The sequence below is a fragment of the Paenibacillus yonginensis genome, assembly GCF_001685395.1.
GTDB lineage: Bacteria > Bacillota > Bacilli > Paenibacillales > Paenibacillaceae > Fontibacillus > Fontibacillus yonginensis.
In genome coordinates this window covers 98952-125179 of record NZ_CP014167.1, presented here as the reverse complement: position 1 = coordinate 125179, position 26228 = coordinate 98952, and the positions used below count along the sequence as shown (strand labels likewise).

Genomic DNA, 26228 nt, shown 5'->3' with positions numbered 1-26228 from the left:
TTCAAAGGTTCATCTGATAAGTTTCTGGAATCGAAGGGAGCTGCTGTTATTTATGTCCATCGTCAAAATCGGCGTGATCGGCACAGGTTCGATCTCCGAATATCATCTCAAGCCTTATTCCGCTCACCCGGGAGCGGAGGTTTATGCGGTATGCGACCTGAATGAAGAACGGGCCAATGCCGCAGCCGCAGCTTATGGCGCGAAGAAGGTTTATACCGACTACCGCGAGCTGGTGGCCGACCCGGACATCGACGCGGTCAGCATCTGCACCTGGAACAACTCCCATGCCGAAATCAGCATCGCTGCCCTGAATGCGGGCAAACATGTCCTGGTGGAGAAGCCGCTCTGCCGCACCGTGGAAGAAGCCCTTCAGGTACAGGAAGCGGTGAGCAAGTCCGGCAAGCTGCTGCAGGTCGGCTTTGTCCGCCGCTACGATCCGAATGCCCAGATGCTGCGCACCTTCGCGGACAACGGCGAATTCGGCGAAATTTATTATGCGAAAGCCTCCTATATCCGCCGCATGGGCAATCCCGGCGGCTGGTTCAGCGACAAAAGCCGTTCCGGCGGCGGGCCGCTGATCGACATCGGTGTCCATGTCATCGACCTCTGCTGGTACATGATGGGCCGCCCGAAGGTGAAATCGGTCAGCGGCAATACGTACAGCAAGCTGGGCAACCGGGCTCATATCCAGAATCTGTCCCGTTATCAGGCTGCTGATTACAACGCCGAGCTGAATGATGTGGAAGATATGGCCAACGCCTTGATCCGGTTTGAAAACGGCGCTTCGCTGATGGTCGACGTCAGTTTCTCTCTCCATGCCAAACAAAACGAAGGCATCGTGAAGCTGTATGGCGACAAAGGCGGCTTCGAAATCGATCCCGAGGTTTGCATCGTCACCGAGAAAAACAACACCATCCTCAACATCCAGCCGCAAACGGACAGCGCCGGCTTCCAGTTCGAGAAAGCCTTCGAAAGCGAAATCGCCCATTTCATCGACTGCGTCCAGCACAATAAACAGCCGCTGAGTCCGGTTGAGGACGGCGTTGAAATCATGAAAATCCTGAATGCCGTCTATGAATCTGCCGCTACCGGCAAGGAGGTTTATCTATGAAAATCGGTTTAAGCACCTACAGCCTTTATGGCGCCCTGCAAGCCGGCGAAATGACCGTCGAAGACGTAATCGACTATACAGCCTCCATCGGCGGCGAACACGTCGAAATCGTGCCGCTCGGCTACAGCCTGACCGACAACCCCGGCCTGGTTGATACGATCCGTGCCAGGGCCGAGCATAACGGATTGGAGCTTTCCAACTATGCCATTGGAGCGAACTTTCTGACAGATGACGATGAACTGTTACGGAAGGAAATTGAGCGGGTCAAAGGGCAGGTCGATATCGCCGCCAAACTTGGCGTTTCTCTGATGCGCCATGACGTAGCTTCCTCGCCGGACGTCTCGATCGGCCATTTCAACGCCCAGGTTGAGCGGCTCGCCGGAGCCTGCCGCGAAATCGCCCGCTACGCAGCCGGGTATGGCATTACGACCAGCGTAGAGAACCACGGCTATTTCATCCAGCAGAGCGACCGGGTTCAAACGCTGGTTCAGGCAGTTGGCGAACCCAATTTCAAAACGACGCTGGATATCGGCAATTTCGTCTGCGCCGACGAAGATCCTTTGGCGGCCGTGCCAAACAACCTGCCGTACGCGTCTATCGTACACATCAAAGACTTTTACATCCGCCCTGCCTCCCAGGATCCCGGCGAAGGCTGGTTCCGCTCTACAGCCGGCAAATATTTGCGCGGAGCGATTGTAGGCCAAGGCGACCTGAACATCCGCGAAACGCTTCGCCTGGTTAAGGAGTCCGGGTACGACGGATATCTCTCCCTGGAATTCGAAGGCATGGAGCCCTGCCGGGACGGGGCAAGAATCGGCCTTGCTAATCTGCGGCGCTTCTGGAACGAGATTTAACTTGATTGAATAGAAACAAGCGGCAACCTGGAAACGGGATGCCGCCTTTTTTTTGAATCAAATGCTGTATTCCATCTATAAGCTTAACTTAACTCCGGTAACGTTTGATGAAATCAACCGCCAGCTTGATATCCGCTTCAGGCTGATCGCCGACCTCACGCTCCACGGTCAGATATCCGGTATAACCGATGTCCTGCAAAGCCTTGAAATAAGCGTCAAAGTCAACCCCGCCTTCGCCGACCGGCACCTCTTTAAACCCGGGCTCCTGATCCAGCTTCGTGTGGTCCAGCGCTCCATAAACGTCGTAGGGGTTAACCTCCTTGAGCCGGACGCCGTCCTTCACGTGAGTATGCACGATATACTCTTTAAGGGTATGTACGCCCTTTGCCGGGTCGTCACCTGTCACCATAACCATGTTCGCCGGGTCAAAGTTGACCGCCACCCCTTTGGAATCGAGCGAATCCAGGAACCCTTTCAGACGTTCCGCCGTTTCCGGGCCGGTTTCAATCGCAAAATAACCGCCAAGCGAATGCGCATAAGCCGCCAGCTCGTTGCAGGCCTCCTGAAGGACGGCATAAACCGGGTCCTTCGGATCCTCAGGCACAATGCCGATATGCGTCGTCACCACGCGGCAGTCCAGATCCAGGGCAAGATCCAGCGCCCGCTTCGATTTCTCGATTTTCCAGCCGTTTTGTGCCGGATCTTTAAAGCCGTTCCCTCCGAAATCCGCGCAGAGCGCCGAGATATCCAGTCCCAGCTCCTGGACGAATCTTTTCAGCTCCGCCCGCTTCTCCTGGGTCATATTAGCCGGCTCCATCTCCCCCTGCGTCACCCAAATCTGGACCCCGTCCGCTCCGATTTCCTTGGCTTTAATCAGCCCGTCCCTGATGCCCAGCCCAAAGCTGTCGACAATTACTCCGATCTTATTCGTCAATCCCACAGCAATCCGCCCTCTCCTGATAAAAATCCATTCGGCTGCTGATTCAAAGGAATCACAGAAGCCCAAAAAAGTAAGCCCAAAAAGCAAACCCAACATAACTAATAACCAAAGCTGCTAAACCGGCGTTGTCTCTTTCTTCTTCTCTGCCCTCTCGATCTTCACCTGCTCCGGCCGGTAAACCGATGTGACGTTCCCTGCGGCATCCGTCGCAAACAGTACGGAACGCTCCTGCGGAAGCTGGAAGGCGTATTCGTTCTGCGATTGGGGATCATATACCCGGATCTCCGCGTCCCCTCCATATTCAGAGACAAAAACAAACAGATTTCCGTCACCGTATTCGAGCTTCCGCCCGTAAATGCCGGCCAGCTCCCCGCCCTTCAGCCACTCCAGCTCAGGGGAAAGGCCTGCAGCCGACAGCGCTTCTTCGTACAGGGCTTCAATCGCTTCCCAGCGCTCGTTCAGTTCCACCGGCAGCGGGCACCAGATCCACTTTCCTTTGCCAAGCGGCACGGTGACTGTTCCCTGCGCCTGATTCGAATCCGTCCCCTGGAGCCTTTCCAGCTCCAGCAGGCCGATCTTTTTCTCGCCGAAGGAAACCGGATAACGTCCGCCGCCAAGCTCCAGCAGTTCTTCACGCAGCACGTTGCCGAGCGGAGCCGCAGCAATTTTGTCTTTCAGCCTTGAGGCGTTATGCCCCCAATAAGCATCGATCCGCAGCGGTCCGGTCCAGAGCACGGTGCTGCCGGATTCGGCCAGGGTGACCAGCTCCTCAAAAGCTTCGTCCGCAAAGTTATGGGCGCTCGGCACGATGATCAGCTTGGCCGGATGACGATGCAGGCTCTCCAAATCATATTCGGAAGCGCCGCGCGGATGAACATTTAACCCGAAAGTTAAGGTCCTTACCGCCCGGGTTGTCGCTTCAAAAGCCAGCTTACGGCTTGAAAAATCGTTGGAGAACGGATAAACGACCGCTACGTCCTCCAGCTTCCGTTCATCAAACAAAGCTGCGTTCTCCTTCATGAAACGCCCGAAGTCGTAGGAAACGTCCGCCTCCGGCTTCTGCGTGCCGTCCGCGCGCAGCGCGCCGATGTTGGATTCGTTGGCGTTATCCATGAAATAGTTGATGTTCCAGATCCACTGCACCGCCCCCGCTGCCCCGGTCGAAAAAGCATACGCATACTTGCGCTCCAGAATATTGCGCAGCTCCTCCTCGCTCCGTTTGGCCATGCCGTCCGGGCGCTGGATGTGCATGATCCCGGTCTCCTGGACGAGATTCGGCTTATCCGGCGTTTTCGTAAAAATGCCGTCCCAGGCCAGATGGTCCATCTGCCACCAGGAATGCACCGTCGTATAGTCTACAGCCGGAGCATAGAAGAACGGTGACGGGCGCTGCGAGCAGATGCCCTCGTCCTGGCCGACCGTCGCCAGCTGCTCCGGATCGGAGCGGCGGATCGTGCCGATCAGCTCGCCTGCCCAGCGGTTATGCATGTCCATGCTGAACAGCGCGTAATCCAGCATCGGTCCGCGTTTCTTCGGCTGAAGCACGCTGTGGTAGGCAGTATCGTCCGGATTCGGCACAGGTGCCGATGCGAAGGACGGCAGCTGATCCGGCGTCATATTCCAGCACTCCTGCAGCCGGTTCAGATCGCCTTCGTACCTTTGGTGCAGCCATTCCCCCCAGGCTTTCCGCTCGAAAGGATCGGCTGCCGTCACCGGCCCTTCAAAGATCCGTTTCGGATTAAACAGGGACGGCTCGTTAATCAGGTCCCAATGCACGTTAACTGTTCCTTGATGGCGGCTTACGATAGAGGCAATAAACCGTTTTTCGGCTTCCACAGAACGCGGGTCCAAATAAGGGTTCAGCCCTTCCCAGGTTTCCGGGGCAAAGGAGAAGAAGGTGAAGGTCACTTCCAGGCCGTGTTTTTTAGCGGTAAGGATAAAGGCGTCAATCGCCCGCATCACCTCTTCAGCCGCATGGCCGTCGGCGAACATGATCATGCGGTAAGCGGTCCAGACCCCGGTACGGATCAGGTTGATCCCCGCCCGGCTCATTTCGGCCATATCGCTGTCCCAGCGCTGCACGTTCGGCAGATGCAGGAATTTGCGCGCCACGTCCGACGCCATGTAGGTCATGCCGACGATTGGAACCGGCTTGCCGCCGCGCGTAAAATAATCCCGCCCCGCCTTAAGCGGTTCGCCGGACTGCAGCAGCGCCCGGTCCATGCCCCAGAACCCCTGGGTCAGGACCCGCTGTTCGCCCGCATCGGATTCGGCTTCACATACGACGTGGTACAAGCCGGGTTCGATAGCGGCCCTCACCGGCAGCCTGACGAACTGCAGGTCAGGCTGTTCCCGCCCTGCGGACGCTTCAGCGCGGGCTGTCCATACGGGCTGCTCCTCCCCGTCCTTGTACACCGCCACGGAGAACGTCCATTTCCGGCTGGCGGTCTCCGTCCGGGCCAGCGCCTGCAGCTGAATCGTGATCATCGCCTGCTCACCAGGCTCAAACGATGCATAATTCGGCTTCAGCCACAGCTCCGTTACGCCCAGTCCGGCAAACCGCGCCAATTTCCCCAGCAGCGCCGGCCCATCACCGGCCCAAAATTCCGGGCCCAGCTGCTGGTTAATCAGAATCCAGCGGCCTCCCGCATAGACGCCTTTATACTGCTCCAGCATAACAACGGGGGCGCAGCGCCCCCGTCCGTCCGCATCCACCCCGGTGAGCAGCGGATAAATGACGGCGTCCATCGGTCCGCTGGACCCCATCTCTGCAGGCATGTCGCTTGATTTTGTCGGATGCAGGGTAAGTCCAATGGTCGGCATGAGGCCAAACAGCCCCTCATGGCCGCTCAGCACCGGAAACTCGGCCGACGCCCGGGTTTCCTTCACCGCCTGCACATCGACGCTGAGCGCATCATGAATATCGAGCAGCTGGTGGTAAGCAAGCTGTTCCCGTTCTACCCGCCAACCGCCGCCATTCCGGCTTACCGGCTGGCGGAAGGGAACACCTCCGGCATGCAACAGCCCGCCTCCGCCTTCCAGATGCCCCAGAATAGCCGGCCAGGCTTCTTTCGGAAAATAAGGGCCGTGAAGATGAACCAGCACCTCCCGTTTGCGGGAAGCCAACCTTTCGGCAAGGCCTTCGGCATCTACCAGCTCGGCTTCCTCGCTCAGCAGCCGGATACTTTCGGCGGACGGCCTTTCGCCGGGGTAGGGGAATTTTTCATCGTAAAAAACGAGAACGTTCATCTTTCGCCTTCCTCTCCGAATAAATATGTTATTTTTGTTATGTTGTGATATAATAATGTTATTATGATCATTTTATCCGCTCTCCAACACCCCGTCAATTCCCAAAAAAGGCTTGTTTATCAGGTCGTTCTTCCTAGGAATCGGCGGGAAGGCGCGCGGCTTCCGGCTTTGTTTTTATCCATTTTCGTTAGGTGATTTGTTAGGTTGGATGTTATTTATCACATGGAACAGGAGCAGATAGGGATGGCACGTAAAATATCCATTCAATTTCTCGCTGATCAGCTCGGCTTGTCCAAATATGCCGTATCCCGCGCATTAAGTGGCAAGTCAGGCGTCAGTGAGGCGACCCGGGCGCGTGTGCTCGAGCTGGCTCGCACCACAGGGTACTATAAGCAGCAAAACAAGCTGCCTTCAAGATCCGAAACCAGATCGACGGCTTCTTTTGTGCTCATCTGTATGAAGCAGAACCATCAGGGGAACGCCAGCTACTGGCAGCGCGTGCTTTCGGGCCTCATTAGCGGCTGCAGCGAGCAGGGCTGGCACCACCTGATCTTGGCCCCTTCGGAAACGGAGATCGGCAGGGCAGCTTCCCCGGAAGAAGCGATCGCCCCCCACCTGGACTGGGCTGGCTGCATCGGTATTATCGTCATGGGCGACTTCTCCTATCCCGTTCTGCATACGCTGGAGAATACGGGGAAACCTTTGGTTTTGGTTGATCACAAAGACCCCATGGTGAAATGCGACAAAGTGGTCCACGACAACCTGGAAGCCGGCAGCACATTGGTCCGCCATATGCTGTCGCTGGGGATGCGGCATATCGGATTTATCGGTGACAATGGAAGGACCACCAGCTTTATGGAAAGGCAGCTTGGCGTACGGTCCGGCTTCGAGGCTTATGCGGAGCCCGGTGTACGCTTATCCGAGTTTAATCTTCCCTATATGGAAGGCGGCCCCGGCTGGCTCAAAGAAATGTGGGGACGCTACGAGGCACTTCCGCCGGAGGAACGCCCGGACAGCTGGATTTGCGCGAACGACGACATGGCTCTGGGGTGGATGCACAGGCTCCAGGAGACAGGGATTTCTTTGCCCGGTGACCTCCGGATTGCCGGAATCGATAATATCAAAGCGGCCGCTGAGTCCTCTCCTCCCCTCACAACGGTTCATCTGCACAAGGAGGAATTGGGGCAGCGGGCGGTGGAAGTGCTCAAACGGCGTATAGACCGACCGGGTGCCCCGCAGGAAACCCTATCGCTGAGCGCTGACCTGATCATGCGTTTGTCCACTTAGCAGGGGGGCTGATGTGCCAGCCCGACTGCCCGTTTCTGCCTATGTTTGCCCGTATCTGCCCGTTCTGCCCCTTCGCTATACGTTGTTTAGGTTACTTTGGAACGGCCTGCCCATCGGGCTCCAGACCCAGGATCAGGCGCAGAAAAATGTCCGCCGCCTGCACGACCTGCTCTACCTCAACCCATTCGTCCCGGGTGTGCGCCTGACGGATGCTGCCGGGGCCAAATACCACCGACGGCACGCCGGCACGTGCCAGCTTGCTGGCATCGCTGCAGTAGGCGGCTCCTCTAACCTCCGCCTTCCTCCCATGGCTGTTTGCAGCAGCAAGCAGGCCGCACACGATATCGGCATCCGGCGGCGTATCCATCGCACAATCCACGATAAAGGGGGCGCTTACGGCAAGCGACAATCCTTTATGTTCAGCCTGAAGCTTCTGAAGACCCGCTTTGAAACCGGCATATACCTCAAGCGGCTCCTCGCCGGGCACGGTCCGGCGGTCCAGTGTAATCCGGCACAAATCAGGCACCGTATTATGCGCTACTCCTCCCTGAATCCGGGTGACGCAATGCGTTGGCGGCCCCGTCAGGGGATGATGCAGCAGCGGATACGCCTTCAAGGCCACTTCTTCAAGCCAGTCCAGGACTATTCTCGTTTGCTCTATCGCATTTACTGCGGATCCGGGCTCCGAGCTGTGCCCGGCCAAGCCGTAAACCTCGATATGAAAACGCAGGCAGCCTTTGTGGGCCGCGATCAACTGAAGCTCCGTCGGCTCCCCCACCACTGCCCCTACATAGATTTCTTCTTCCGCTGCAATCCGCTGAGCCAAGGCCGAAACCCCTTTATACGTCGCTTCTTCATCCACGACGGCGGCGAGTTCGACGGTAACAGGCGGAATAAGCCCGCTCCTGGTAACCGTCTCAACTGCAACCAGCATGGCTGCCAGCGATGCTTTGGTATCACAAGCGCCTCTTCCCCAGACTCTCCCGTCCCTGAACTCCCCTCCGAAAGGTTCGATGGTCATCCCGTCCGTCTGCACGGTATCCATATGGGCTTCAAGAAGCAGCCTGCTTGGTCTGGAACCGGGAAGCAGAGCCACTACGTTATCGCGTTCTTTTTCCACCGGCTGCTTCTCATAGGACAAACCCAGCTGTTCAAAAAAAACCGCCACGTATGCCGCAGCCCCGGCTTCTCCGCCTCCCCCGGGAAAAGCCGGATTTACGCTGGGAATCCGCACCAGCTCCTGAAGGACCTGAATCACTCTTTGCTGATCGATTACCGGAGGGCTTCCTTCCGGGATTACCATGTAATCTCCATCCCCTTCTCGGCGGATTCATAAATAGCGGTTAAAATCTTCATAACCTCCACGCCGTCATTCACCGGACTGATAGTTTCGTTTCCGGTCCGGACACAGGTAATAAAATGGTCGATTTCATTCTGGAAGGCGGATTCAATATGAATGCCGGAATGATCCGTCTGCGGGGTCACGTTAAGGATAGTGTCGTGTTTCTCAGTGATCATCGTCAGCTCCGGATCGATCTCCACGCCGCCTTTATCCCCATAAAGAACAATAGAGGTCCGGTTTTCTTTGGCGTGAAGCGTAAAGCTGACGTCCAGGGCAAGCGAAGCCCCGTTCTCAAAACGGATCAGGGCATTCGCCATATCCTCCACCGTATTCAGGGACGCCCCATAGTCTGCGGCTTGGTACCTGCGCAAATTCCGGATATGCCCCCTATTGCCTAATTTGCTGTACATATTGGCGCTGACGGACTTGACCTTCGGCCTGCCCATCAGATACCAGCACAGGTCCACAAGGTGGACGCCGATATCGATGACCGGCCCTCCTCCCGACCGCGACTTGTCGGCAAACCAGCCGCCGGGATTGCCGATTCTGCGGATACCGCTTGCTTTGGCGTAATAAAATTCGCCGAATTCTCCGGCGCCTGCGAACTGTTTGACCAGAAGAGCATTGTTGTCATAACGGCGTACGTACCCGACCTGGAGCAGTCCGCCGGTCTCCTTGACGGCCTGCTGGACCTCAAGCGCTTCCTCCATCGTCCGGCTGAGCGGTTTCTCCACAAGCACTGCTTTGCCCGCGCGGACAGCCGCCGCGCTGATCTCCGCATGCGTGCTGTTCCAGGTGCAGACGCTGACGGCCTCGATGGCCGGGTCGGCCAGCAGCTCCCGGTAGTCGGTGTACACCTTTTCAGCGCCGTAAATCTCCGCTGCCGACTGCGCGCGGGCCTCATTCACATCGCAAATAGCGGTTATTTCCGCATAGGGATTATTTCGATAAGCATCAAGATGAAATTGGGAAATGGTTCCCGTACCGATAACGCCGACTTTAATCGAGTCCCGCATACATACACCTCTTCCTTTTTCGTAATTAATAACTGCAGCCTTTGGCATCAATCCGGAGTGTACCGGTGGTCTTCCCCTTGCGGGCGGTGTAAACCTGATGGGCTAAGTTGGGAATCACGCAGGAGTGGTTAGGGATGATCTCCAGCCGTTCTCCAATAGCCAGCGAAACCATGGAAGGATCATAGCTTAGAAAGCCGTGTTCTTCATTCAGCCCTGTAATCTCAATATCCGGGTGCCCGGTAATCATCCCGAACCCCGGACGGTTATGGCCTTTATCGGAGCTTAACGTTTTAGTCCCCGCGTCAATAGTGGCTAGTCCGGGCAGAGGCAGGCTGACCACGGTCGCTATAACGCGCAGGGCGCAGTCCTCCTCCCGGGCTATTCCCAGCCCCATACCTGAGGCGTCCATAAAAATATAATTTCCGGCCCGCACCTCGGTCGCCGCCGCTTTAAGCTCTCCGCCCATGATCGCTGCTGGAGTGGAGCCGGTGCTGACAATTTCTACAGGCAGGCCTTCGTTCCGGAAATCTGTCACAATTTTGGACAGAAGAGAAACTTCCTCCCGTACAGCCTCCCGCAGCTCCTCTTCCCCGGCCCTGCCGTAAATGGTTCCGAAATAACCCATAATCCCTTTAAGCTCAAGGCCCGGCATACCGCTCAGCTGCTTCGCGAAAGAGACCGCGTCTTCGCCCGGCTGCCTGCCTCCCCTGTGAAGACCTCCATCAATTTCTATCAGCATAGGCACCGCTTTGCCTGAAGAAATCCCTATCTGCGATAAACCCGCCGCCCCTTCCGGGCTGTCCACCACAGCTGTCATTTCGGCCTCTTGATGCAGGCGGGCGAATCTCGCCAGCTTGTCGGCCCCAATCAGCGGATAAGCCACAAGAACCGAGCGTACGCCTGCGCGGACAAATACCTCCGCTTCTGAAAGTTTAGCCACTGTTATTCCTATGGCCCCGGCATCCAGCTGGAGTTTCGCCAGTTCAACGGATTTGTGTGACTTGATGTGCGGCCGGTGCCGGAGGCCGTTCTCCTTAAGCTTATGAGCCATCCGGCTGACGTTAGCTTCTACAATATCCATATCCACGACCACAGCCGGAGTTGTCAGCTCAGGGTAGAGACCTCCCGCAGATAAGTCTTGAGTAGTTTTGAATGGATTTCCTTGGCTCCCATCCTCCACGGCCATCACTCCACTTCCACGATCAGCTCGATTTCCACCGGCGTGTCGAACGGCAGCTCGGGCGCAGCCAAAGCGGACCGCGCATGCCGGCCTCTCTCCCCGAACACCTCGACCAGCAAATCCGATGCTCCGTTAATGACATAAGGCTGCTCCACGAAACCGGGAGCCGAATTAACGAAGGCAAGCATTTTCACCACCTGCTTTACCCGGTCCAGCTCACCCAGATGCGCCTTTAATACGGACAGCAGATTTACGGCCACCTGCCGGGCGGCGGCATACCCCTGCTCAACGGACAGCTCGCCTCCAACCTTGCCTGTATACATCAAAACCCCGTTAACCCGGCAGTCGTTGCCCGAAGTAAAAACCAGGCTCCCGGCCTGTTTGGCCGGAAGATAGTTGGCGGCCGGCATCGGCACCTCACCCAGCACAATACCTTTCTCCAGCATGATCCGTTCGGTTTCTCCCCTGCGTTCGTTCATTCCGCACTTCCTTTCGTATTCCATTTGACAGATCAAGGCCAGGACGAGGGCCCTGGCCGATCCGGCAGTCCATATGAATTTGAATTTGAATCTGAATTTGATTTGTATTTTCCGGGACCGGATGCTCTTCCTATCTTTATTTCTTGCGCTAACCCCTTGGCTTCCCGTCCACAAACACCGAAGTGCCCCGCTGCCTGCGGGCCCATTCGGCCACCCTTTCAGGATCGCCTTCCCACAAGCGCTGTCTGCCCCAATTGTTGGCAGCCGGTGTGCTGTCGCATTCGATCTTGATTACCGGGAACAGCCGGGTCGGGCGTTCGCGCGGCAGCCCCTGAATCAGCAGCTCATCTTCCGTCTGGCTGAACGTCAGCGCCTGCCCTGTTGTCAGCAGAGTCACCTTGTTGACCTTCACGGCCAAATCCGCCAGACGCAGCTGCGGCGAGCCGTCCCAGAAGCGGATGATCAAATAGAGATTGTTGCCTTTGGTTGTCTGACGGCCGTAAGTAATAAACTCGGTTACGGCTCCGCCGTCAGAGCCGTATACCGCTTCGCCGTGCACCTCCAGCCATTGACCGATCTGGAGCACACGCTGTACAAACTCCGGCGGCAGCTGGCCGTCGGGCTGCGGACCGACGTTAAGCAGCAGGTTGCCGCCGCGTTCGCCGCCTTTTTCCGCACATTCGCACAGCATATCCAGCAGGTAATCGGCAGGACGCCAGCGCTCGCCGTTTGTATATCCCCATAGCCGCCAGGTCGTCACCTGGTTGGATTCCCAAAGCCGGTTTTTGTCAGGAATGATAACGTGCTCCGGCGTCCCGAAATCACCCAGAACCTCCGAATCCCCGGCTCCCGCTCCCCCGTCTGCATAGACGTTATCCGCCTTGGAGGATCCCAGCCGGTTGTTAACCAGGATGTTCGGCTGAATCTCCTTCATCCGGGCCACAAGCTCAACGCTGCCCAAATCCTCCGAATCCCGCGGCCAAACGCCGTCGAAGAAGAAATGGTCGATTTGCCCGTAGTTCGTCACCAGCTCCTCAACCTGGGCGTGCAGGTAAGCCTTCATTGTGGCCCAGCCCTCGGGATCCTTGTCCGGACCGTCGAAATAAGCGGGAATCCGCCAGTCGATCCAGGAATAATACAAACCGATCCGCAGCCCTTCCTTGCGGAATGCGTCTACGAACTCGCGGACCATATCGCGTTTAGGCGCCTGCGCCGCGCTGGAATAATCGGTGGTTCGGGTATCCCAAAGACAGTAACCGTCATGATGGCGTGTAGTCAGACATGCATACTTCATTCCTGCCTTCCGGGCAGTATAAGCCCATAGCTCCGGATCGTAATGCTGAGGATTCCAGGAACACGCCTTCTCGGCGTATGCCTGATGATTTAGATGCTCGCGGAATAGCACCTGCTCCCCGCGTCCATATTGGGCATAAGGCCCGAAGTGGATAAACATCCCGTACCGGCTCTCCGTAAACCATTTCCAGCCTTCGGGCATTTCCGGCTTCTCCATGTCATTTAGACCTCTCTTCCGTAAAATGGCCTTCTTTTATTTCTGTTTCGCATCATACACACCCTGATAGATTTCGAGATAACGTTTCAGGTTCATGCCGTCGAGCGTCTGCAGGTAGTTCTGCCAATTAGCGTCGTTCAGCTCCATATCGCCGGTTACGAACCGGGCCGTCATTTCATTCACGTAATCAAACAGGGTTTTGGCCAGGTCCGCCATTTCGGCCGTTTGATCCGAGGTAAAGAACAGCGGAGGCATTACGCTTGCCGTATCAATTTTGTAAGGATCATATTTATCTTTGGTCTCTTTATACAAAATGCTTTCAAGCGGGTTCTCCGGATCGGCAACCTCACCCAGGCGGAGTTCGCTAGGGCGGAAGTTCGGCCCTACCTGAGACCAGTTGGAATTCTGCTGGACGCCGAATTTGGTGATGGTCTTGTAGATCGCCTGTTCACCGTTGATGCCTTTCTCGCCTTCTGCCGCCCAATCCCAGTCTTTGCCGAGTACGCCGAAATTCAGGCGAAGCGTATTCTCCCGGTCGTACAGCATGTCAGCGAGGCGGAATGCCGCTTCCGGATTTTTAGCCGCGCTTGTAATGACAAATGCACCGCCGGCGATCTGATAAGGGTCCACCTGTGTGACCTGGAGTCCATCCGGCCCTTTCAGCGGAGGAACCGCTACATACTCCAGCCAGCGTCCGCTTTCCCCGCTCAGCTGCGTGATGGCGCTCATATTGGGTGCGGAGGCCGCGCCCAGAATCGGAACGCCCGGATTTTCCCCGAGCTGCATAAGCTGCGTGCCATCCTGGGTTAAAGCCTGCGGGTCCATCAAACCTTCGGCGTAGAGCTTATGCAGGTATTCCAGCCCCTGCCGCCAGCCGTCTTTGTTGTAAGGCACGTCGGCTTTGCCTTCGTTCAAATAAATCCGGGTATAAGGCGCATAGGTAAAGGCGTTCATCAGGAAGTTTTCCACAGCGGTAGTTGTTGTCGAGCCGTAAGCCATTGGCGCTCCGGAGAAAGGGATTTCGTCCGCTTTGCCGTTGCCGTTCGGGTCCTGCGTTTTAAAGGCTTTCAGCACTTCGTAGAACTCTTCGGTTGTGGTTGGCATCTTGAGCCCCAATTTATCCAGCCATGGCTGATAGATCCACATTTTCTGGCGCATGGAGCAGTGATAACATTCATTTGGCGCAGGCAGCGCATAAATCTTGCCGTCGCTGGCCGTGATGGATTCTTTGATCAGCGGGCGCTCTTCAAACATCTTTTTGGTTTCGATCCCATATTTGTCGATCAGATCGTTTAAGGAAAGGAACACGCCCTGTTCCCCGTAAATCTGCTGCTGGTCGTTCGAAACGTTCATGCCCATGATCACGTCGGGCAGGTCGCCGCCGGCGAGCACTACGTTCAGCTTCTCGGCAGCCGAGCTGCCGGGAACCAGCTCCCACTCGATATGGATATTCGTCTTCTCTTCCAGATATTTGGTGAATTTATTTGTCGCAAAATCCTCCACTGCCGAGTTCGCTGCAGTCATGACCTTAATCGTGACCGGCTCATTTACGATCGGGAATTGGCCCGCTTCTGTTACGGCCGCTTCCGCGCTTGCCGGTGATGCCTCTTCATTTCCTTTGCTGGAACACGCGCTGAGCAAAATAACCATCGCCAGCAGGCAGCTTACACCGCTTCTGAATAATCTCCCCTTCATGACAACCCCTCCTAATTATCCTTTTAACGAACCAATCATGACGCCCTTCACGAAATACTTCTGTACAAAGGGATAAACGATCAGCAGCGGCACTGTTGTCACTACGATCAGGGAATACTTAAGCAGCACCCGAAGCGCTTCGCGCCGGGCCGCGTCCGCCGGATCCCCCGAGAACACCGTGGTATCCACGTCATTGCTGATCAGAATGTCTTTCAGAACCAGCTGCAGCGGGTACATATCCTGGTCTTTCAGATAAATAAGCGCATTGAAATAGGAATTCCAGTTCGCAGCTCCATAGTAGAGCGCAATGACGGCGATAATCGGGCCTGAAACGGGCAGCACCATTTTCCAGACAAACCGGAAATCGTCACAGCCGTCGAGCTGGGCCGCCTCCAGCAGCTCATCAGGAATGGTCATCTGGAAATAGGTACGGGTAATGATGACATTCCAGACAGTCAAAGCGCCGGGGAGGATCATCGCCCAAATGCTGTTGAGCATCCCCAAATCCTTAACCAGCAGGTACGTCGGAATCAGACCGCCCGTAAACATCGTGGTGAACATAAACAGCACCATAAACACGTTTTTGCCGAAAAAATCCTTCCGTGACAGCGGATACGCCGCCAGCACGGTCATAAACACATTCACCAGTGTTCCCAGTGCCGTGTAGATCACGGAGTTGACGAAGCCGCTCCAGACGAGCTTGTACTGGAACACCGCCCGGTAACCCTCGAGGGTCGGATTTACCGGCCAGAGCAGGACTTCACCGGAGACCACCGCCTGCGAGCTGCTGAATGAGGAGCTGACCACATAAATGAGCGGGTACAGAATAAGCAGAAACAGGATCGTAATCAGCACATAGTTCACGACGGTAAAGATGCGGTCCGGCAGCGATTCATTTTTAAATGCGGTTTCCATGTCCGTGTCCGCCTCCCTTTACCATAAACTTCCGTGCTGCGTTCTCTGTGCGATTTTGTTGACCGAAATCAGCAAGATCAGGTTGATGACCGACTTGAACAGGTTAATCGCCGTGGAATACGAATAGTTCGCCACCTGCGAAGCAAGGCCAACCTTATAGACATAGGTATCGATGATTTCCCCCGTCTTCAGGTTCAGCGGATTCTGCAGCAGAAGCACCTTCTCGAAACCGACGTCCAGCACATGCCCGGTGTTAAGGATAAGAAGGATCACCGCAATCGGCATAATGCCCGGGAGATCGACATGGAACATACGCTGAAGTTTGCTTGCGCCGTCCATGACCGCCGCTTCGTGCTGCGCCGGGTCTATGCTCGATAACGCCGCGATAAAGATGATGCAGTTAAAGCCGATGTGCTGCCAGATATCCGTCGTCACGTAAATGGTCTTAAACAAACCCGGCTTGCTCAGAAAGTCAATCGGGGCAAAGCCGAACCATGAAATCACCTGGTTGACGATACCGCTGCGCGGGTCGAGAAGCTCCTTGACGATCCCGATCATGACAACAACCGAGATGAAATGCGGAGCGTAGGTTACCATCTGAACCGACTTTTTGAAGATGCCGTTCCTCATATAATTGAGGCCCAGTGCAAGCAGAATCGGGAACGGGAAGCTGGCAACCAGATTGTAAAGGCTGAGCAGCAGCGTATTTTTCGTAATCCTCCAGAAATCATAGGAGTGCACGAACCGCTCGAAATGTTTGAGTCCCACCCAATTGCTGCCCCAGATGCCTTTGGTAACGATATAATCCCTGAACGCAATCTGGGCGCCGTACATCGGAATGTACTTAAAGATGATCAGATAAAGAAAAGGCAAAGCCATTAACACATAAAGCTGCCAGCTGCGCCGCAGACGAAATAATGCCCGTTTCTTCCCGGCCACCGCCGGTTCACGTTCGCCCGCCGGAAGGGGGGTTACCTGCTCCTGCAACATGCCCATTTGTCTTCCCCTCCTTTAAAAATGTGGTATAAGCCCGGTCAAGGTACCGGCTGAGGTTAAAAGAAGAAACCACCGCCTTTCTTAGAATTCCGGCAGAACTTGAAGCTCTCATGACGTACCGGAAATTGGTTCTAAGATTAAAAGAGCGGTGGAAGGAAGTCTATCGTATTGTGTTTCGGGCGTGTGCAATTGTTAAGATAACAGGCTGTGAATCCGCTTTCCCGTGTGCATTCTTTAGGAATGCGGCATGATTAAGGGATAATACATGACAACAACCTGTCACAGCGCCTCTCGTTCATAAATATCCGAGGTTTCCCGGAAAGCCGTTGCGCTCATGCCGTTGCTCCGTTTGAAGGCTCTGCAGAATGTATTGGAGGAGTGGTAACCCACCTGGCAGGCGATCTCGCGGATGGTCAGCTCGGTCTCCGACAATAAACTTTTGGCATGTTCCATGCGAAGCTTCTCCAAATAATCGGAGAAATTGACGCCGGTCTGCTCCCTGAAGAACTGCGACAGATAAACCTTGGACATATTCATCCGGTCGGCTACCCAATCCAGGTTCAGATCCGCAACGTTATATTCCCGTTTAATCAGCTCCATAATGTCATCGATCAGCTGGACATTCCGGCTTCGTTTCCTTTCGTCTACAATTCCGCACAGGCGGATGTAGCCTTCTGCAATTTGCCGGAATATCTCCGAAGGGACCTCTGCCGACTGAATCCGCTGAAACAGGGAACGAAAATCACGAACCCTGCCGGGCCGGATCTGGGTCTCCGTTTTGACCAGGCTGCCCAGCAGCTCGAACAGCAGCAGCTGCTGCATCGAAAGGGACAGATGACGCTCGGTAAAGTTATCGTGGTACAGCATCCGGAGCAGCTCCCGGACCTCCCCGGCATCGCCCGCCTTCGTGACGTTGATCAGCCTGGTTTCCACTTCCCCCGGATAATAAAATTCATTTCTACCGTCCGGCAGCCCCCCATACCAGCGCACCGCACCGTCTCCCGGATCGGCGGAATAAGCCGCGGCCTGCCGGGCTTCCTCAAACGAACGGTTTACCTGCAGCAGCGATTCATATAAATGGCCTACAGCAACCGCAGGCTTGTAGCCGAGCTGCTCGGTGATCCTCTTCGCAGCCTCGCGGGACCACTGTTCAATCTGTCCCCGGAATGCCGCTTCCTCTTCCCCTTGATCCACAAACAAAAGAGCGATTTTGTCTTCGGAGATGTCGTGAAAGAAATGCTGTTTGCCAAGCGTGTCCCGGAGCACCTCTTTAATCAGCACCCGGTTGACATCCAGCTCGCGCAGCAGATCGGTATTCAGCCCGTTATCCGGTCTCTGGAAATACAGCAGCCCTACCGCATAACGTTTCCCTTTAAGCTGGAGCTTCTGGTGATCCAGCAGCGACTCAATATCCGCGGGGGATTGGAAATCACCCTTCAACAGTCTGTCGAAAAAGCTTTCGCGCAGGAACGGGGCCTGGCGTTCAATCTCATGCCGCAGCTCTTCATGGCTGTCGATGAGCTTCGAAACGGAAGAATGAATGAAACCGTAAGTATCTCCTGCCCGTCCTGAATCTCCTAAACGCTCCCGGATCAGGAAGACGAGATGCTGCAGCGGCCGGCTGGTCCGGTAGGCGAAGAAAAAAGCCAGCAGCGCTCCTGCTCCGAGAAAGGCAAATACGAGGATAAACGTAATCTTTTTAATGTAAAAAACCTTCTCCATCGCTACTCCGGCAGGCTGGGAAACCGAATAGGTCCACCCGCTGGAAGACGATTTGGCGTAGGTGTTCAGCATTTTGCCCCCGCTCCCGGCCTCCCCCTGGCCCGGTCCTACAGACAGAAGCACCTGACCGTCAGCATCGGTAATGGAGGCCTGCCCGTCCTGCAGGTTGATGCGGCTTAGCAGCTTCTCAATTTCACGTGTATCTACCAAAATCACTAACGCTCCTTCCGTATGTCCCGGATAACCGATCGAACGAACGTAAGTCAGCAGCGAATAGGTTTTGCCTTCATACAAAGCCGGATGGGCCGGATAAAACTCGCGGACTTCATAGTGATCAAACAGTCTGGATGTCCAACTGTCATAGTCCAACCCTTCATATTGAAGCACAGTCGGATAAAATTTAGGCAGGGTGTAAGAGGTTTGCGAGGATAAAGCCAGATCGCCTTTTTTGAAAAATAAATAATAATCGAGGATAAAATTGTTGGAGATGTTGTAGTTGAACAAGCTGTTCTGCGTTTCGTAAACCTTGTAGGTATTTGCGCCCTCAAACGGCTTGTCCACCTGCTGCAGGCCCATGATCTTCGGATCGGACATCAGCTGTCTGGCAATCGTATCGATCTCGGAGATTCTCCGGTCGATCATATCTTTGACCTGGTCCAGCATCTGTTGATTGGATTTGACCGTTTCCTGTTCTACAAGATTCAGTGTTTTATCATACAGCACAGTCCCAAGCACCATCGTGAGCAGCATAAACATAAGATAAGGCGCCAAAAGCCGGAGAAAAACACGGTGTTTCTGCAGCAGCCGTCTTCGAATCACTGGACGCATTCATATTTCCCCCTTCTGAATTTGCATATGCCAATCAAGTGAGCCACATGAGAGCAAAACAGACAAAAGGCGATAGAATTACATATAGTGCTTTAAATTATAAACGCGATAAAGTATGAAAACACGGTTATTTTTGTTAGCTTCGTAAAATGGCTATAAAAAAACCGTTAACGTGTTATTTTTCATAACATAATTAACGGTTCAATTTACATACAAAGGATCGTTTAACCTGAAACATAAACACTCAGCGCTGCTAGGCCTCGTAGTTCACCACGTAATTCTGCATGGCCGTATGGTAATACCCGAAGTTCAGCTCCGCAACCTGTCCCTGGCCGTCAAAAGAATACCGGGTCCGCTTTAACACCGGCGTTCCCTCCTTCAGCTTCAGCATGTCGGCGATTTCGGCAGAGGGCAGCTCGGCGGCAAATTCGTCGCGCAGCTTATCAAGCGTAATCCCCTGCTCCTCCAGCAGTTCATACAGGGAACGCCCGTCCAGCTCATCGTCCTCCAGGCCGTCCACGGCCGGAGACACGTAATGCTCGTAGTAGATATACGGAACATCGTTCAGATAATAGATCCGGCGCAGCTTCAGGCACAGCGGGCCAAACAGCTCGAAGGGCTTGCTGCCGGGTTCATTCTTGACCTGCTGCAGCCCCAGCCACTGCTTGCGGATCTTATGGCCCTCTTCAACAAGAATTTCCGTGAAATGTTTCCATTTGGACAGCTTGGAGGTAACGGTGTTGCGGACAACGCGCGTCCCCCGGCCGCTGCCTTTCTCCAGATACCCCTCCTGCACGAGCTCTTGTACGGCTCCGCGCACGGTGATTTTGCTGACTCCGAACTCCTTCTCCAGCTGCGGTTCAGAGGGGATGACCGAATCCAGCGGATAAACGCCGTGCAGAATCCGGTCCTTGATAATATGTTTGATTTGCAGATATAACGGTCTGTCTTTCCGTTTTAAACTCACCTTGATTCCTACCTTTCCACATCGCGGAGACCTTGGGCCATCGCCCGCAGCACCTCGGCTTCCGAAGCCATCGGCGTATCCCCCGTTACCGTATGGGCGAGCATGCCCGCCGCTGCCGCAAAAGCGACCGTCCGCTCAGGGGCAAATCCCTCCAGCTCGCCGTGGATAATGCCGCTGGCAAACGCATCCCCGGCTCCGATCCGGTCATGGACCGGGAACACCAACACGTCCGAATAGCTGAACCGGCCGTCCCGGTAGATATAGCCGCGCAGGGAATGGCGCCCGTCCTCAAGAAGATTGCGGTGTGTGCCCGCCACGGTCCGCAGCCCATATCGCTCCGCCGCGGCCGGGATCAGCTCCTCGAGCAGCTCTTGACGCTGCTCCTTGCCGGAGGCCGAGGTCATGCCCAGCACGTGCAGCGCATCCTGCTCGTTCATGAACACGACGTCTGCCAGCTGCAGCATGGCTTCATAATGCGGCCGGGCGAAAGCATATCCGCCGCTGGCGCCCCACAGGCCCGGCCGGTAATTGCAGTCGAAGATGACCAGGCCGCCCTGCGTCTTGACCTGCCCGGCGAACTCCTTCATGGACCGGCGCACGCCGTCGTTCATGGCCAGCGTAATGCCGCAGAAATGAACGGCATCCATTTCGCCAGCCGTCTGCTCAAACGGATAAACACCGTCCGGAGCGGTGTTAAAGCTGCTTTCCTGCCGGTTGGAGTAGGTGACCCGGCTGGGCCGAATCCCAAAGCCATTTTCCAGGAAATACATGCCCAAATAGCTGCCACCCCTCAAAATCTTGGAAGTGTCGATCCCCAGCTTGCGCAAATAGGCGGCAGCGGCGTCGCCAAGCGGATTATCCGGCAGCCTCGATATGAGATAACCTTTATGCCCGAATTGGCTCAGCGCCGAAATGACATTTACGCCGGTTCCCGAAAATGAATATTTCAGCGTATCGCTTTGGGCAAGCAGCTCATGGCCCGGCACCTGCAGCCGCATCATCACCTCGCCAAAGGCAGCCACCGTCTTAGGCATATTGGTTGGCCAGCTTTGTCATCATTTGGTGCAGCACCTGCACGTCATGAACATTCGTTTTCCCGCTCTCTTTATCAATAATAGACGAATAGACGTGAGGAATCACCTGTGGAACGCCGGCTTCCAGTGCAATCCGTAAAATGGCCTCAAAGTTGTCCAGGTCGATTCCGCCCGTCGGCTCCAGGGCAAAACCTTCTTCGGCGCACGCTTTCGCTACCGCGCGCAGCTCCTCTTCCCGGCTCAGCCCCTGCATCGGGAAATATTTTAAAGCGTTGCCGCCCATGTCCTTCACAAGTGCAATTGCCGCTTTCACCGGCACAACGGCTGATTCTGCCTGAGCCGCGCTTGCAGGCCCCGTTGAAATATTGACGTAGCCGGCCTGGCCGGTCGGGGATACCAGACTGTTGATCCAGCTGTCTTTCCCGTCCAGATTAGCCCGGGTAGCACCCACGGCCGGGAACACCTGATTGATATGACTGCCCGGATAATGTTTGGCTATTTCCGCTACCACGGCGGCCTGACGGTTATCGCCGGCGCCAAGTCCGATGGATACCGCATCCTCAATTTCGCGGCCGTAAGCCTTCATCGCTTCGACGGCCAATTCAACGGTTGCGTAATCCTTGGATAATACGCCGACCAGCACATGGCCTTGCGCCGCCTCAAAAACCTCCTTGGCATTGGCGATATCCTTCGCCAGCACGTTTAGGGCCACACGGTTGTTATAGAAACGTTTGCTGATATTAGACATTTGCTGTCCCCCCTGTATATTCGCGGATTTTGGCTTCGATGACGGCCATGTCATCTCCCAGGAGCGGACGCGGATCGATATCGAAATACCCTTGGCGGACACCATAGTCCCTAGTATAAATGGCGATGTCTCCCTTTTGAAGCTTATCGTTCAGCTCTTTGGCCGTTAATCCGGCTTTCTCAGCATCGACCTGGATACGTCCGCGGAAGATGGCCCGGCCCGCTTCATCCTGTACGATCGTAACCTTGATGCCGGGGATTTGGCCATTGAGGGCCACCAAACGCTGCAATTCCGCTTTCTCCTGCTCGCTGCGGTCCTGCTTCTCCGCATATTCGTCCAGAGCCTGCAGCAGGCCAAACGTCGTTTCCTTGCCGACCTTCATGCTGCGGCCGATGCCGTGCAGCTGGACTTTCAGCCATTCGATATAAGTGCTTTTGCCGGCTACAATCCCCGAAGTCGGGCCTTCTATGGCTTTGGAGCCGCTGTAGATGGCAAGGTCGGATACCTTAACGTACTTCTGCAGGTCTTCTTCAGCCGCCGCATCCACAATAAGCGGAATACCCTTGCTCTGTGCGACCTCCCAGGCTTCTTCGACCGAAATCATGTTTTTCTGGACCGCATGGTGGGACTTCACATACAGCAGGGCAGCCGTACGTTCATTAACGGCATCCGCCATATGCTCGGCTTTGCCCTCGTTGGCATAACCGACTTCTACCAGCCTGCCGCCGCCCAGATAAACCATCGTTTCTACGGGTGCGCCGTACTGCACGTTGTGCCCCTTAAGAATAATGATTTCGTTCTTCTCTATCGGCTCCTGATGCAGCCGCTCGCTTAGACGGCGGTTGCCCCGGGTTACGACAGCGGCTACGGATAACGCAATTCCGCTTGAAGCCGAGTTCACGACAACGGCGGCTTCCGAACCTACATGACGCGCCACGTAATCCCCGGCTTTATCGACCAGGTCCGCGATTTCCACGTAACTTTGCCCGCCCTGCTTCATCGCTTCCATAACAGTATCCGTTGGGGCGGATACCCCAAGAATACTCATCCGTCCGCTGGCGTTAATTACCCGTTTAAGCCCGTATTTCGCTTGAAAAGAATTTGTCACCGACAACCGCTCCTTTAGCTTCAATTCGCCGGTTTGAGGTCCGGCGTTCCCCTTCGGAATCTACAAGCTCTGTTGCCTCATCTGCCACTGTAAAAAAGGTCAGGTTCGCCGAATCACCGGCTTGAATCCGGCCCAGCTCCGGACGGCCAAGCCAGTCCGCCGCATTCACCGTAACGCGCCGCACCGTCTCCTCCAGCCCGTAGCCGAGCTCCAGAAATTTGCTCAGCACGTTCGCCATGCTGTACACGGGTCCGTTCAGCCGATTGCCGCGGTAAATGTCCGTGCTGATCGTATCCGGATGGATGCCGTGCCGTTTGGCTGCTTCCGCCGTGGAGAACGAGAAGCTTGCGGTGCCGTGCCCCACATCCAGATGAACGCCGCGCCGCACCGCGTCCGTCAATACGTCCAGCGGATTGCCGTCCGCATCAAACAAATTGTTGGCTTTGCCGTTCAGATAATGCGTAATGATATCTTTCCGCTGCAGCAGCGGCACCACTTCCCGGATGTCCGGCGGCGCAGAGCCGATATGGACCATCAGCGACAGCCCCGTCTGTTCCGACAGCTCCCGCGCCGCCACAAGCGGCTGAATGCCGCTTTCCTTAACGACGCTGCGGCTGATCCGGGCTTTCAGGCCAACGATAAAATCCGGATAATCCCGGACGGCCTGCACGACCTTGTCCCGGTTAATCCAGGACATATCGGACAACTCATCAATACGTTTCAGCCCGATTTGGGAAATATTCAAGAAAGCCAGCAGCCGGGTATCCGCCTTCCTCCCGCTCGCTTCCAGATCGGCAATCCGGTCGGCTCCGCAGCTGCCTGCATCGACAATCGTCGTTACGCCCTGTTTGATGCCAATTTCATCAATTTCATCCCCGTACGGATCAAATTCGGGGAAGGCATGAACGTGCATATCAATCCAGCCGCTCGAGACGTAAGTGCCGGCCGGCGCTTCCCAAACGTCAAAGCCGTCAAAACAGCCGCCGGAATCCGGATTCCCCTCTCCATGTACATCCGATAGATCCTCCCCTTGAACTCGAACTTCGGTAAGGATTCCATCTGTTATCACGAGATCTATCAGCCTGCCATCGGTCTGCCGCAGATTTCTAAGCAGCCTTCTGCCCATCGGCCCACCTCCACACTCCACAAGGAGTCTTTATTTATACCTTAAACTATCACAACAAGACGCCCATGTAAATATAACGTTATAATGTTTAAAATTAATTTTACTGGACGAATCCTTTACCCCTCTAATAAAATATGGAATAAAAAGTCATAGGAGGAAAAGATGAAACCAGCTTCACGTCTGCTTAAGTCGCTGTTAATCTATTTAACCGCCTTTCTGCTCGTCATTCTGTTCGTCCTGCTGCCGCGGACGGAGCATTTCAGCTGGACCGTATACGGGAATAACATCAGGGATTTTGTTGCCCAGCTGCTGCTGGAGCGCTCGCTCGGCGTGTCGCAGTATAATGTGCCTGCCGGCCAGGAGGTGCTTGACGCACTTGGAAAAAGCATACTTATTATTCCCTCGGCCCTGCTGATCGCGTTTGTCTTCGGCATCCTCAAAGGCATGCTGGATTACGTTCTCTCCAAATGGAAGTTAAGCGTACTGGGCAGCGGAGTAACCTGGTTGTTCCAATCCATTCCCGACTTTCTGCTTCTGCTGCTCGCGCAGTGGTACATCATTCATCACGGCAACAAAATTCGTTTCTTTGCGCCCGATGGATGGACAGGCTTCTATATTCCTGTCGTGCTGGCCTCCATTTATCCCGTCATGTATGTGGCGCGGATTACTTACGCTTCCATTGCCTCCCAGGAAGGAGAATTTTATATTAAAACCGCTGTTGCCAAAGGTTTGCCCTCCTGGCTGATCTTCTTTAAACATATCATGCTGAATTGCGTGACCCGGATTTTGACCCATTTTACACCGCTTGGCGTTTATATTATTTCAAGTCTGGTGCTGATCGAATATTTCCGCAATATTCTCGGGGCGGCGAGACGGATGTTTGTCGGCATTGACTACATGACGTTTTTGGGGATCTCCGGACCCAGATATGAGCCCGGCGTGTTGATCGGCATCGCCTTCTGCTTTATGCTGATCGTTGCGCTTTTTCAGATCATCAGCTTCCTGGCCCTCAGATGGCTGGGTCCGGCTGAAGCCCGCAGGGAGGAATCATAATGCGCAGAAATATCATGCTCTGGGTTGGCTGCCTGATGTTAGCCATATTGCTGTTTGTTACTTTTGTTGGTCCTTATCTCCCTTTCATTGATGTTACGCCTGTGCCGTCACGTTTGTCGGACAGCGGCAAGCTGACGCTTCCCCCATACAAATATTCCGCGGAGAATCCGCTGGGCTCGGATAAATTCGGGGTAGACAATTTGAGCCGGATTATCGTCGGAGCTAAAGAAACGCTGCTGCTCGCCGGTTCGATTGCTCTGCTGCGTTATGTGATCGGTTTCCCGTTGGGCGTAATGGCAAGAAATAAAAAAGGGGGCGCCCACAACTTGATTTCGATTCTGAACCATGTGTTCTCCTTCTTTCCGACCTTGATTGCTGCTGCTGCGTTTATGAGCCTGCCGCTGCTCGTTCAGGTCCACCTCCGAACGTTCTGGATCGTCTTGTTCCTCGCCTTTATCGAGGTTGGCCGGGTAGCCGTGCTCGTTCAGCAGCAAACCAGCCGGATCTCCCAGGAGCTGTACATTGAAGCGGGGAACGCGCTTGGTTTAAGCCCGCTGCGCATGGCCAAAAACCACTATCTGCCGGCCATGACCCCGGAGCTGATCGTCAATCTCTGCTTGGACTTCGGCAAATCGGTGCTGCTGATCGGCCAGCTCGGCGTGCTTCACATCTTCATCGCCCAGCGTTATTCCTCTTTCGCCGGAATGCTGAATACCAGCAATGACTGGGGCAGCATGTTAGCTGCCCATATTTCCGAAATTTTCGTCAGCAAATTCCAATACGTCCTGATCCCTTCTATGGCCATTTTATTTGCGATATTAACTTTTAACGTGCTTGGCGAAGGGCTGCGCCATCTGTTCAACCGCCGCCCGTCTTCGGGACGTGTGATCTGACAGAAAGACTGATTGGAGCCCGAAACAAACGCCTCTTCATAAAGACTTGATCCCTATTCATGGCTTTGTTTCTCCCTTCACATATACTCATTAAGCAAATGTAATTAGTAGGAATTGATTCAGAGGAGTTCATAACATCCTGAAGAAGGAAGGCGGATTTACCGCCCCCTCCTCC

The 26228-nt window shown here is 55.0% G+C and carries 21 protein-coding genes; 5 read left to right on the top strand and 16 right to left on the bottom strand.

Features of this window, described 5'->3' with window-relative positions:
* Window positions 1-52 precede the first annotated feature (52 nt).
* Window positions 53-1111, top strand: a complete 1059-nt coding sequence (locus AWM70_RS00535) for a Gfo/Idh/MocA family protein (protein WP_068693405.1) — start codon at window positions 53-55, stop codon at window positions 1109-1111.
* Window positions 1108-1965 carry a sugar phosphate isomerase/epimerase family protein gene (locus AWM70_RS00530; protein WP_068693404.1) on the top strand — a complete coding sequence of 286 codons (858 nt, stop codon included), beginning with the start codon at window positions 1108-1110 and terminating at the stop codon, window positions 1963-1965. Before AWM70_RS00535 ends, AWM70_RS00530 begins: the two co-directional genes overlap by 4 nt.
* 88 nt (window positions 1966-2053) lie before the next feature.
* Here AWM70_RS00530 and AWM70_RS00525 read toward each other — a convergent pair whose 3' ends face one another.
* Both AWM70_RS00525 and AWM70_RS00520 read right to left on the bottom strand, forming a co-directional pair.
* The gene (locus AWM70_RS00525; RefSeq protein WP_068700206.1) at window positions 2054-2905 is read right to left on the bottom strand and encodes a sugar phosphate isomerase/epimerase family protein; all 852 of its coding nucleotides are present in this window, start codon (window positions 2903-2905) and stop codon (window positions 2054-2056) included.
* A gap of 114 nt (window positions 2906-3019) precedes the next feature.
* Window positions 3020-6154: a beta-galactosidase gene (locus AWM70_RS00520; RefSeq protein WP_068693402.1), complete on the bottom strand. Its 3135-nt coding sequence runs from the start codon at window positions 6152-6154 to the stop codon at window positions 3020-3022.
* Between the two features lie 243 nt (window positions 6155-6397).
* Between AWM70_RS00520 and AWM70_RS00515 the strand changes: the two genes are divergently transcribed.
* Window positions 6398-7441, top strand: a complete 1044-nt coding sequence (locus AWM70_RS00515) for a LacI family DNA-binding transcriptional regulator (protein ID WP_068700204.1) — start codon at window positions 6398-6400, stop codon at window positions 7439-7441.
* Window positions 7442-7532: 91 nt separating this feature from the next.
* Here AWM70_RS00515 and AWM70_RS00510 read toward each other — a convergent pair whose 3' ends face one another.
* The 14 genes from AWM70_RS00510 to AWM70_RS00445 form a co-directional block, all read right to left on the bottom strand.
* Complete coding sequence (locus AWM70_RS00510) at window positions 7533-8744, bottom strand: ArgE/DapE family deacylase (protein ID WP_068693390.1); 1212 nt, start codon at window positions 8742-8744, stop codon at window positions 7533-7535.
* Window positions 8738-9799 carry a Gfo/Idh/MocA family protein gene (locus tag AWM70_RS00505; RefSeq protein ID WP_068693384.1) on the bottom strand — a complete coding sequence of 354 codons (1062 nt, stop codon included), beginning with the start codon at window positions 9797-9799 and terminating at the stop codon, window positions 8738-8740. The genes AWM70_RS00510 and AWM70_RS00505 overlap by 7 nt, the downstream gene beginning before the upstream one ends.
* Before the next feature lie 25 nt (window positions 9800-9824).
* Window positions 9825-10979 carry an alanine racemase gene (locus AWM70_RS00500; RefSeq protein ID WP_237167799.1) on the bottom strand — a complete coding sequence of 385 codons (1155 nt, stop codon included), beginning with the start codon at window positions 10977-10979 and terminating at the stop codon, window positions 9825-9827.
* A 5-nt stretch (window positions 10980-10984) separates the two neighbouring features.
* Window positions 10985-11458 carry a RidA family protein gene (locus AWM70_RS00495; protein WP_068693383.1) on the bottom strand — a complete coding sequence of 158 codons (474 nt, stop codon included), beginning with the start codon at window positions 11456-11458 and terminating at the stop codon, window positions 10985-10987.
* A 148-nt stretch (window positions 11459-11606) separates the two neighbouring features.
* Window positions 11607-12968, bottom strand: a complete 1362-nt coding sequence (locus AWM70_RS00490) for an alpha-L-fucosidase (RefSeq protein ID WP_068693382.1) — start codon at window positions 12966-12968, stop codon at window positions 11607-11609.
* 36 nt (window positions 12969-13004) lie between these two features.
* Window positions 13005-14663 carry an ABC transporter substrate-binding protein gene (locus tag AWM70_RS00485; protein ID WP_068693381.1) on the bottom strand — a complete coding sequence of 553 codons (1659 nt, stop codon included), beginning with the start codon at window positions 14661-14663 and terminating at the stop codon, window positions 13005-13007.
* Window positions 14664-14678: 15 nt separating this feature from the next.
* A complete protein-coding gene (locus AWM70_RS00480) occupies window positions 14679-15578 on the bottom strand; it encodes a carbohydrate ABC transporter permease (protein WP_068693380.1) in 900 nt (299 codons plus the stop codon).
* An 18-nt stretch (window positions 15579-15596) separates the two neighbouring features.
* Window positions 15597-16574 (bottom strand): ABC transporter permease, encoded by a 978-nt coding sequence (locus AWM70_RS00475; RefSeq protein ID WP_099093049.1) that lies wholly within the window; start codon window positions 16572-16574, stop codon window positions 15597-15599.
* Window positions 16575-16853: 279 nt separating this feature from the next.
* The gene (locus tag AWM70_RS00470) at window positions 16854-19124 is read right to left on the bottom strand and encodes a helix-turn-helix domain-containing protein (RefSeq protein WP_068693379.1); all 2271 of its coding nucleotides are present in this window, start codon (window positions 19122-19124) and stop codon (window positions 16854-16856) included.
* A gap of 253 nt (window positions 19125-19377) precedes the next feature.
* On the bottom strand, window positions 19378-20091 hold the full coding sequence (locus AWM70_RS00465) for a GntR family transcriptional regulator (protein ID WP_068693374.1): 714 nt from the start codon (window positions 20089-20091) through the stop codon (window positions 19378-19380).
* An 8-nt stretch (window positions 20092-20099) separates the two neighbouring features.
* Window positions 20100-21125, bottom strand: coding sequence for a sugar kinase (locus tag AWM70_RS00460; protein ID WP_068693372.1), 1026 nt, complete (start codon window positions 21123-21125; stop codon window positions 20100-20102).
* The gene (gene dagF / locus AWM70_RS00455) at window positions 21118-21873 is read right to left on the bottom strand and encodes a 2-dehydro-3-deoxy-phosphogluconate aldolase (RefSeq protein ID WP_068693370.1); all 756 of its coding nucleotides are present in this window, start codon (window positions 21871-21873) and stop codon (window positions 21118-21120) included. The genes AWM70_RS00460 and dagF overlap by 8 nt, the downstream gene beginning before the upstream one ends.
* Window positions 21866-22921, bottom strand: coding sequence for a DgaE family pyridoxal phosphate-dependent ammonia lyase (locus AWM70_RS00450; protein WP_418303227.1), 1056 nt, complete (start codon window positions 22919-22921; stop codon window positions 21866-21868). Before AWM70_RS00450 ends, dagF begins: the two co-directional genes overlap by 8 nt.
* Window positions 22922-22946: 25 nt before the next feature.
* A complete protein-coding gene (locus tag AWM70_RS00445) occupies window positions 22947-24107 on the bottom strand; it encodes an amidohydrolase/deacetylase family metallohydrolase (RefSeq protein WP_068693368.1) in 1161 nt (386 codons plus the stop codon).
* A 162-nt stretch (window positions 24108-24269) separates the two neighbouring features.
* Here AWM70_RS00445 and AWM70_RS00440 point away from each other — a divergent pair, with 162 nt between their 5' ends.
* Window positions 24270-25160, top strand: coding sequence for an ABC transporter permease subunit (locus AWM70_RS00440; RefSeq protein ID WP_068693365.1), 891 nt, complete (start codon window positions 24270-24272; stop codon window positions 25158-25160).
* Window positions 25160-26053, top strand: coding sequence for an ABC transporter permease (locus AWM70_RS00435; protein ID WP_068693363.1), 894 nt, complete (start codon window positions 25160-25162; stop codon window positions 26051-26053). The genes AWM70_RS00440 and AWM70_RS00435 overlap by 1 nt, the downstream gene beginning before the upstream one ends.
* The last annotated feature ends 175 nt before the right edge of the window (window positions 26054-26228 follow it).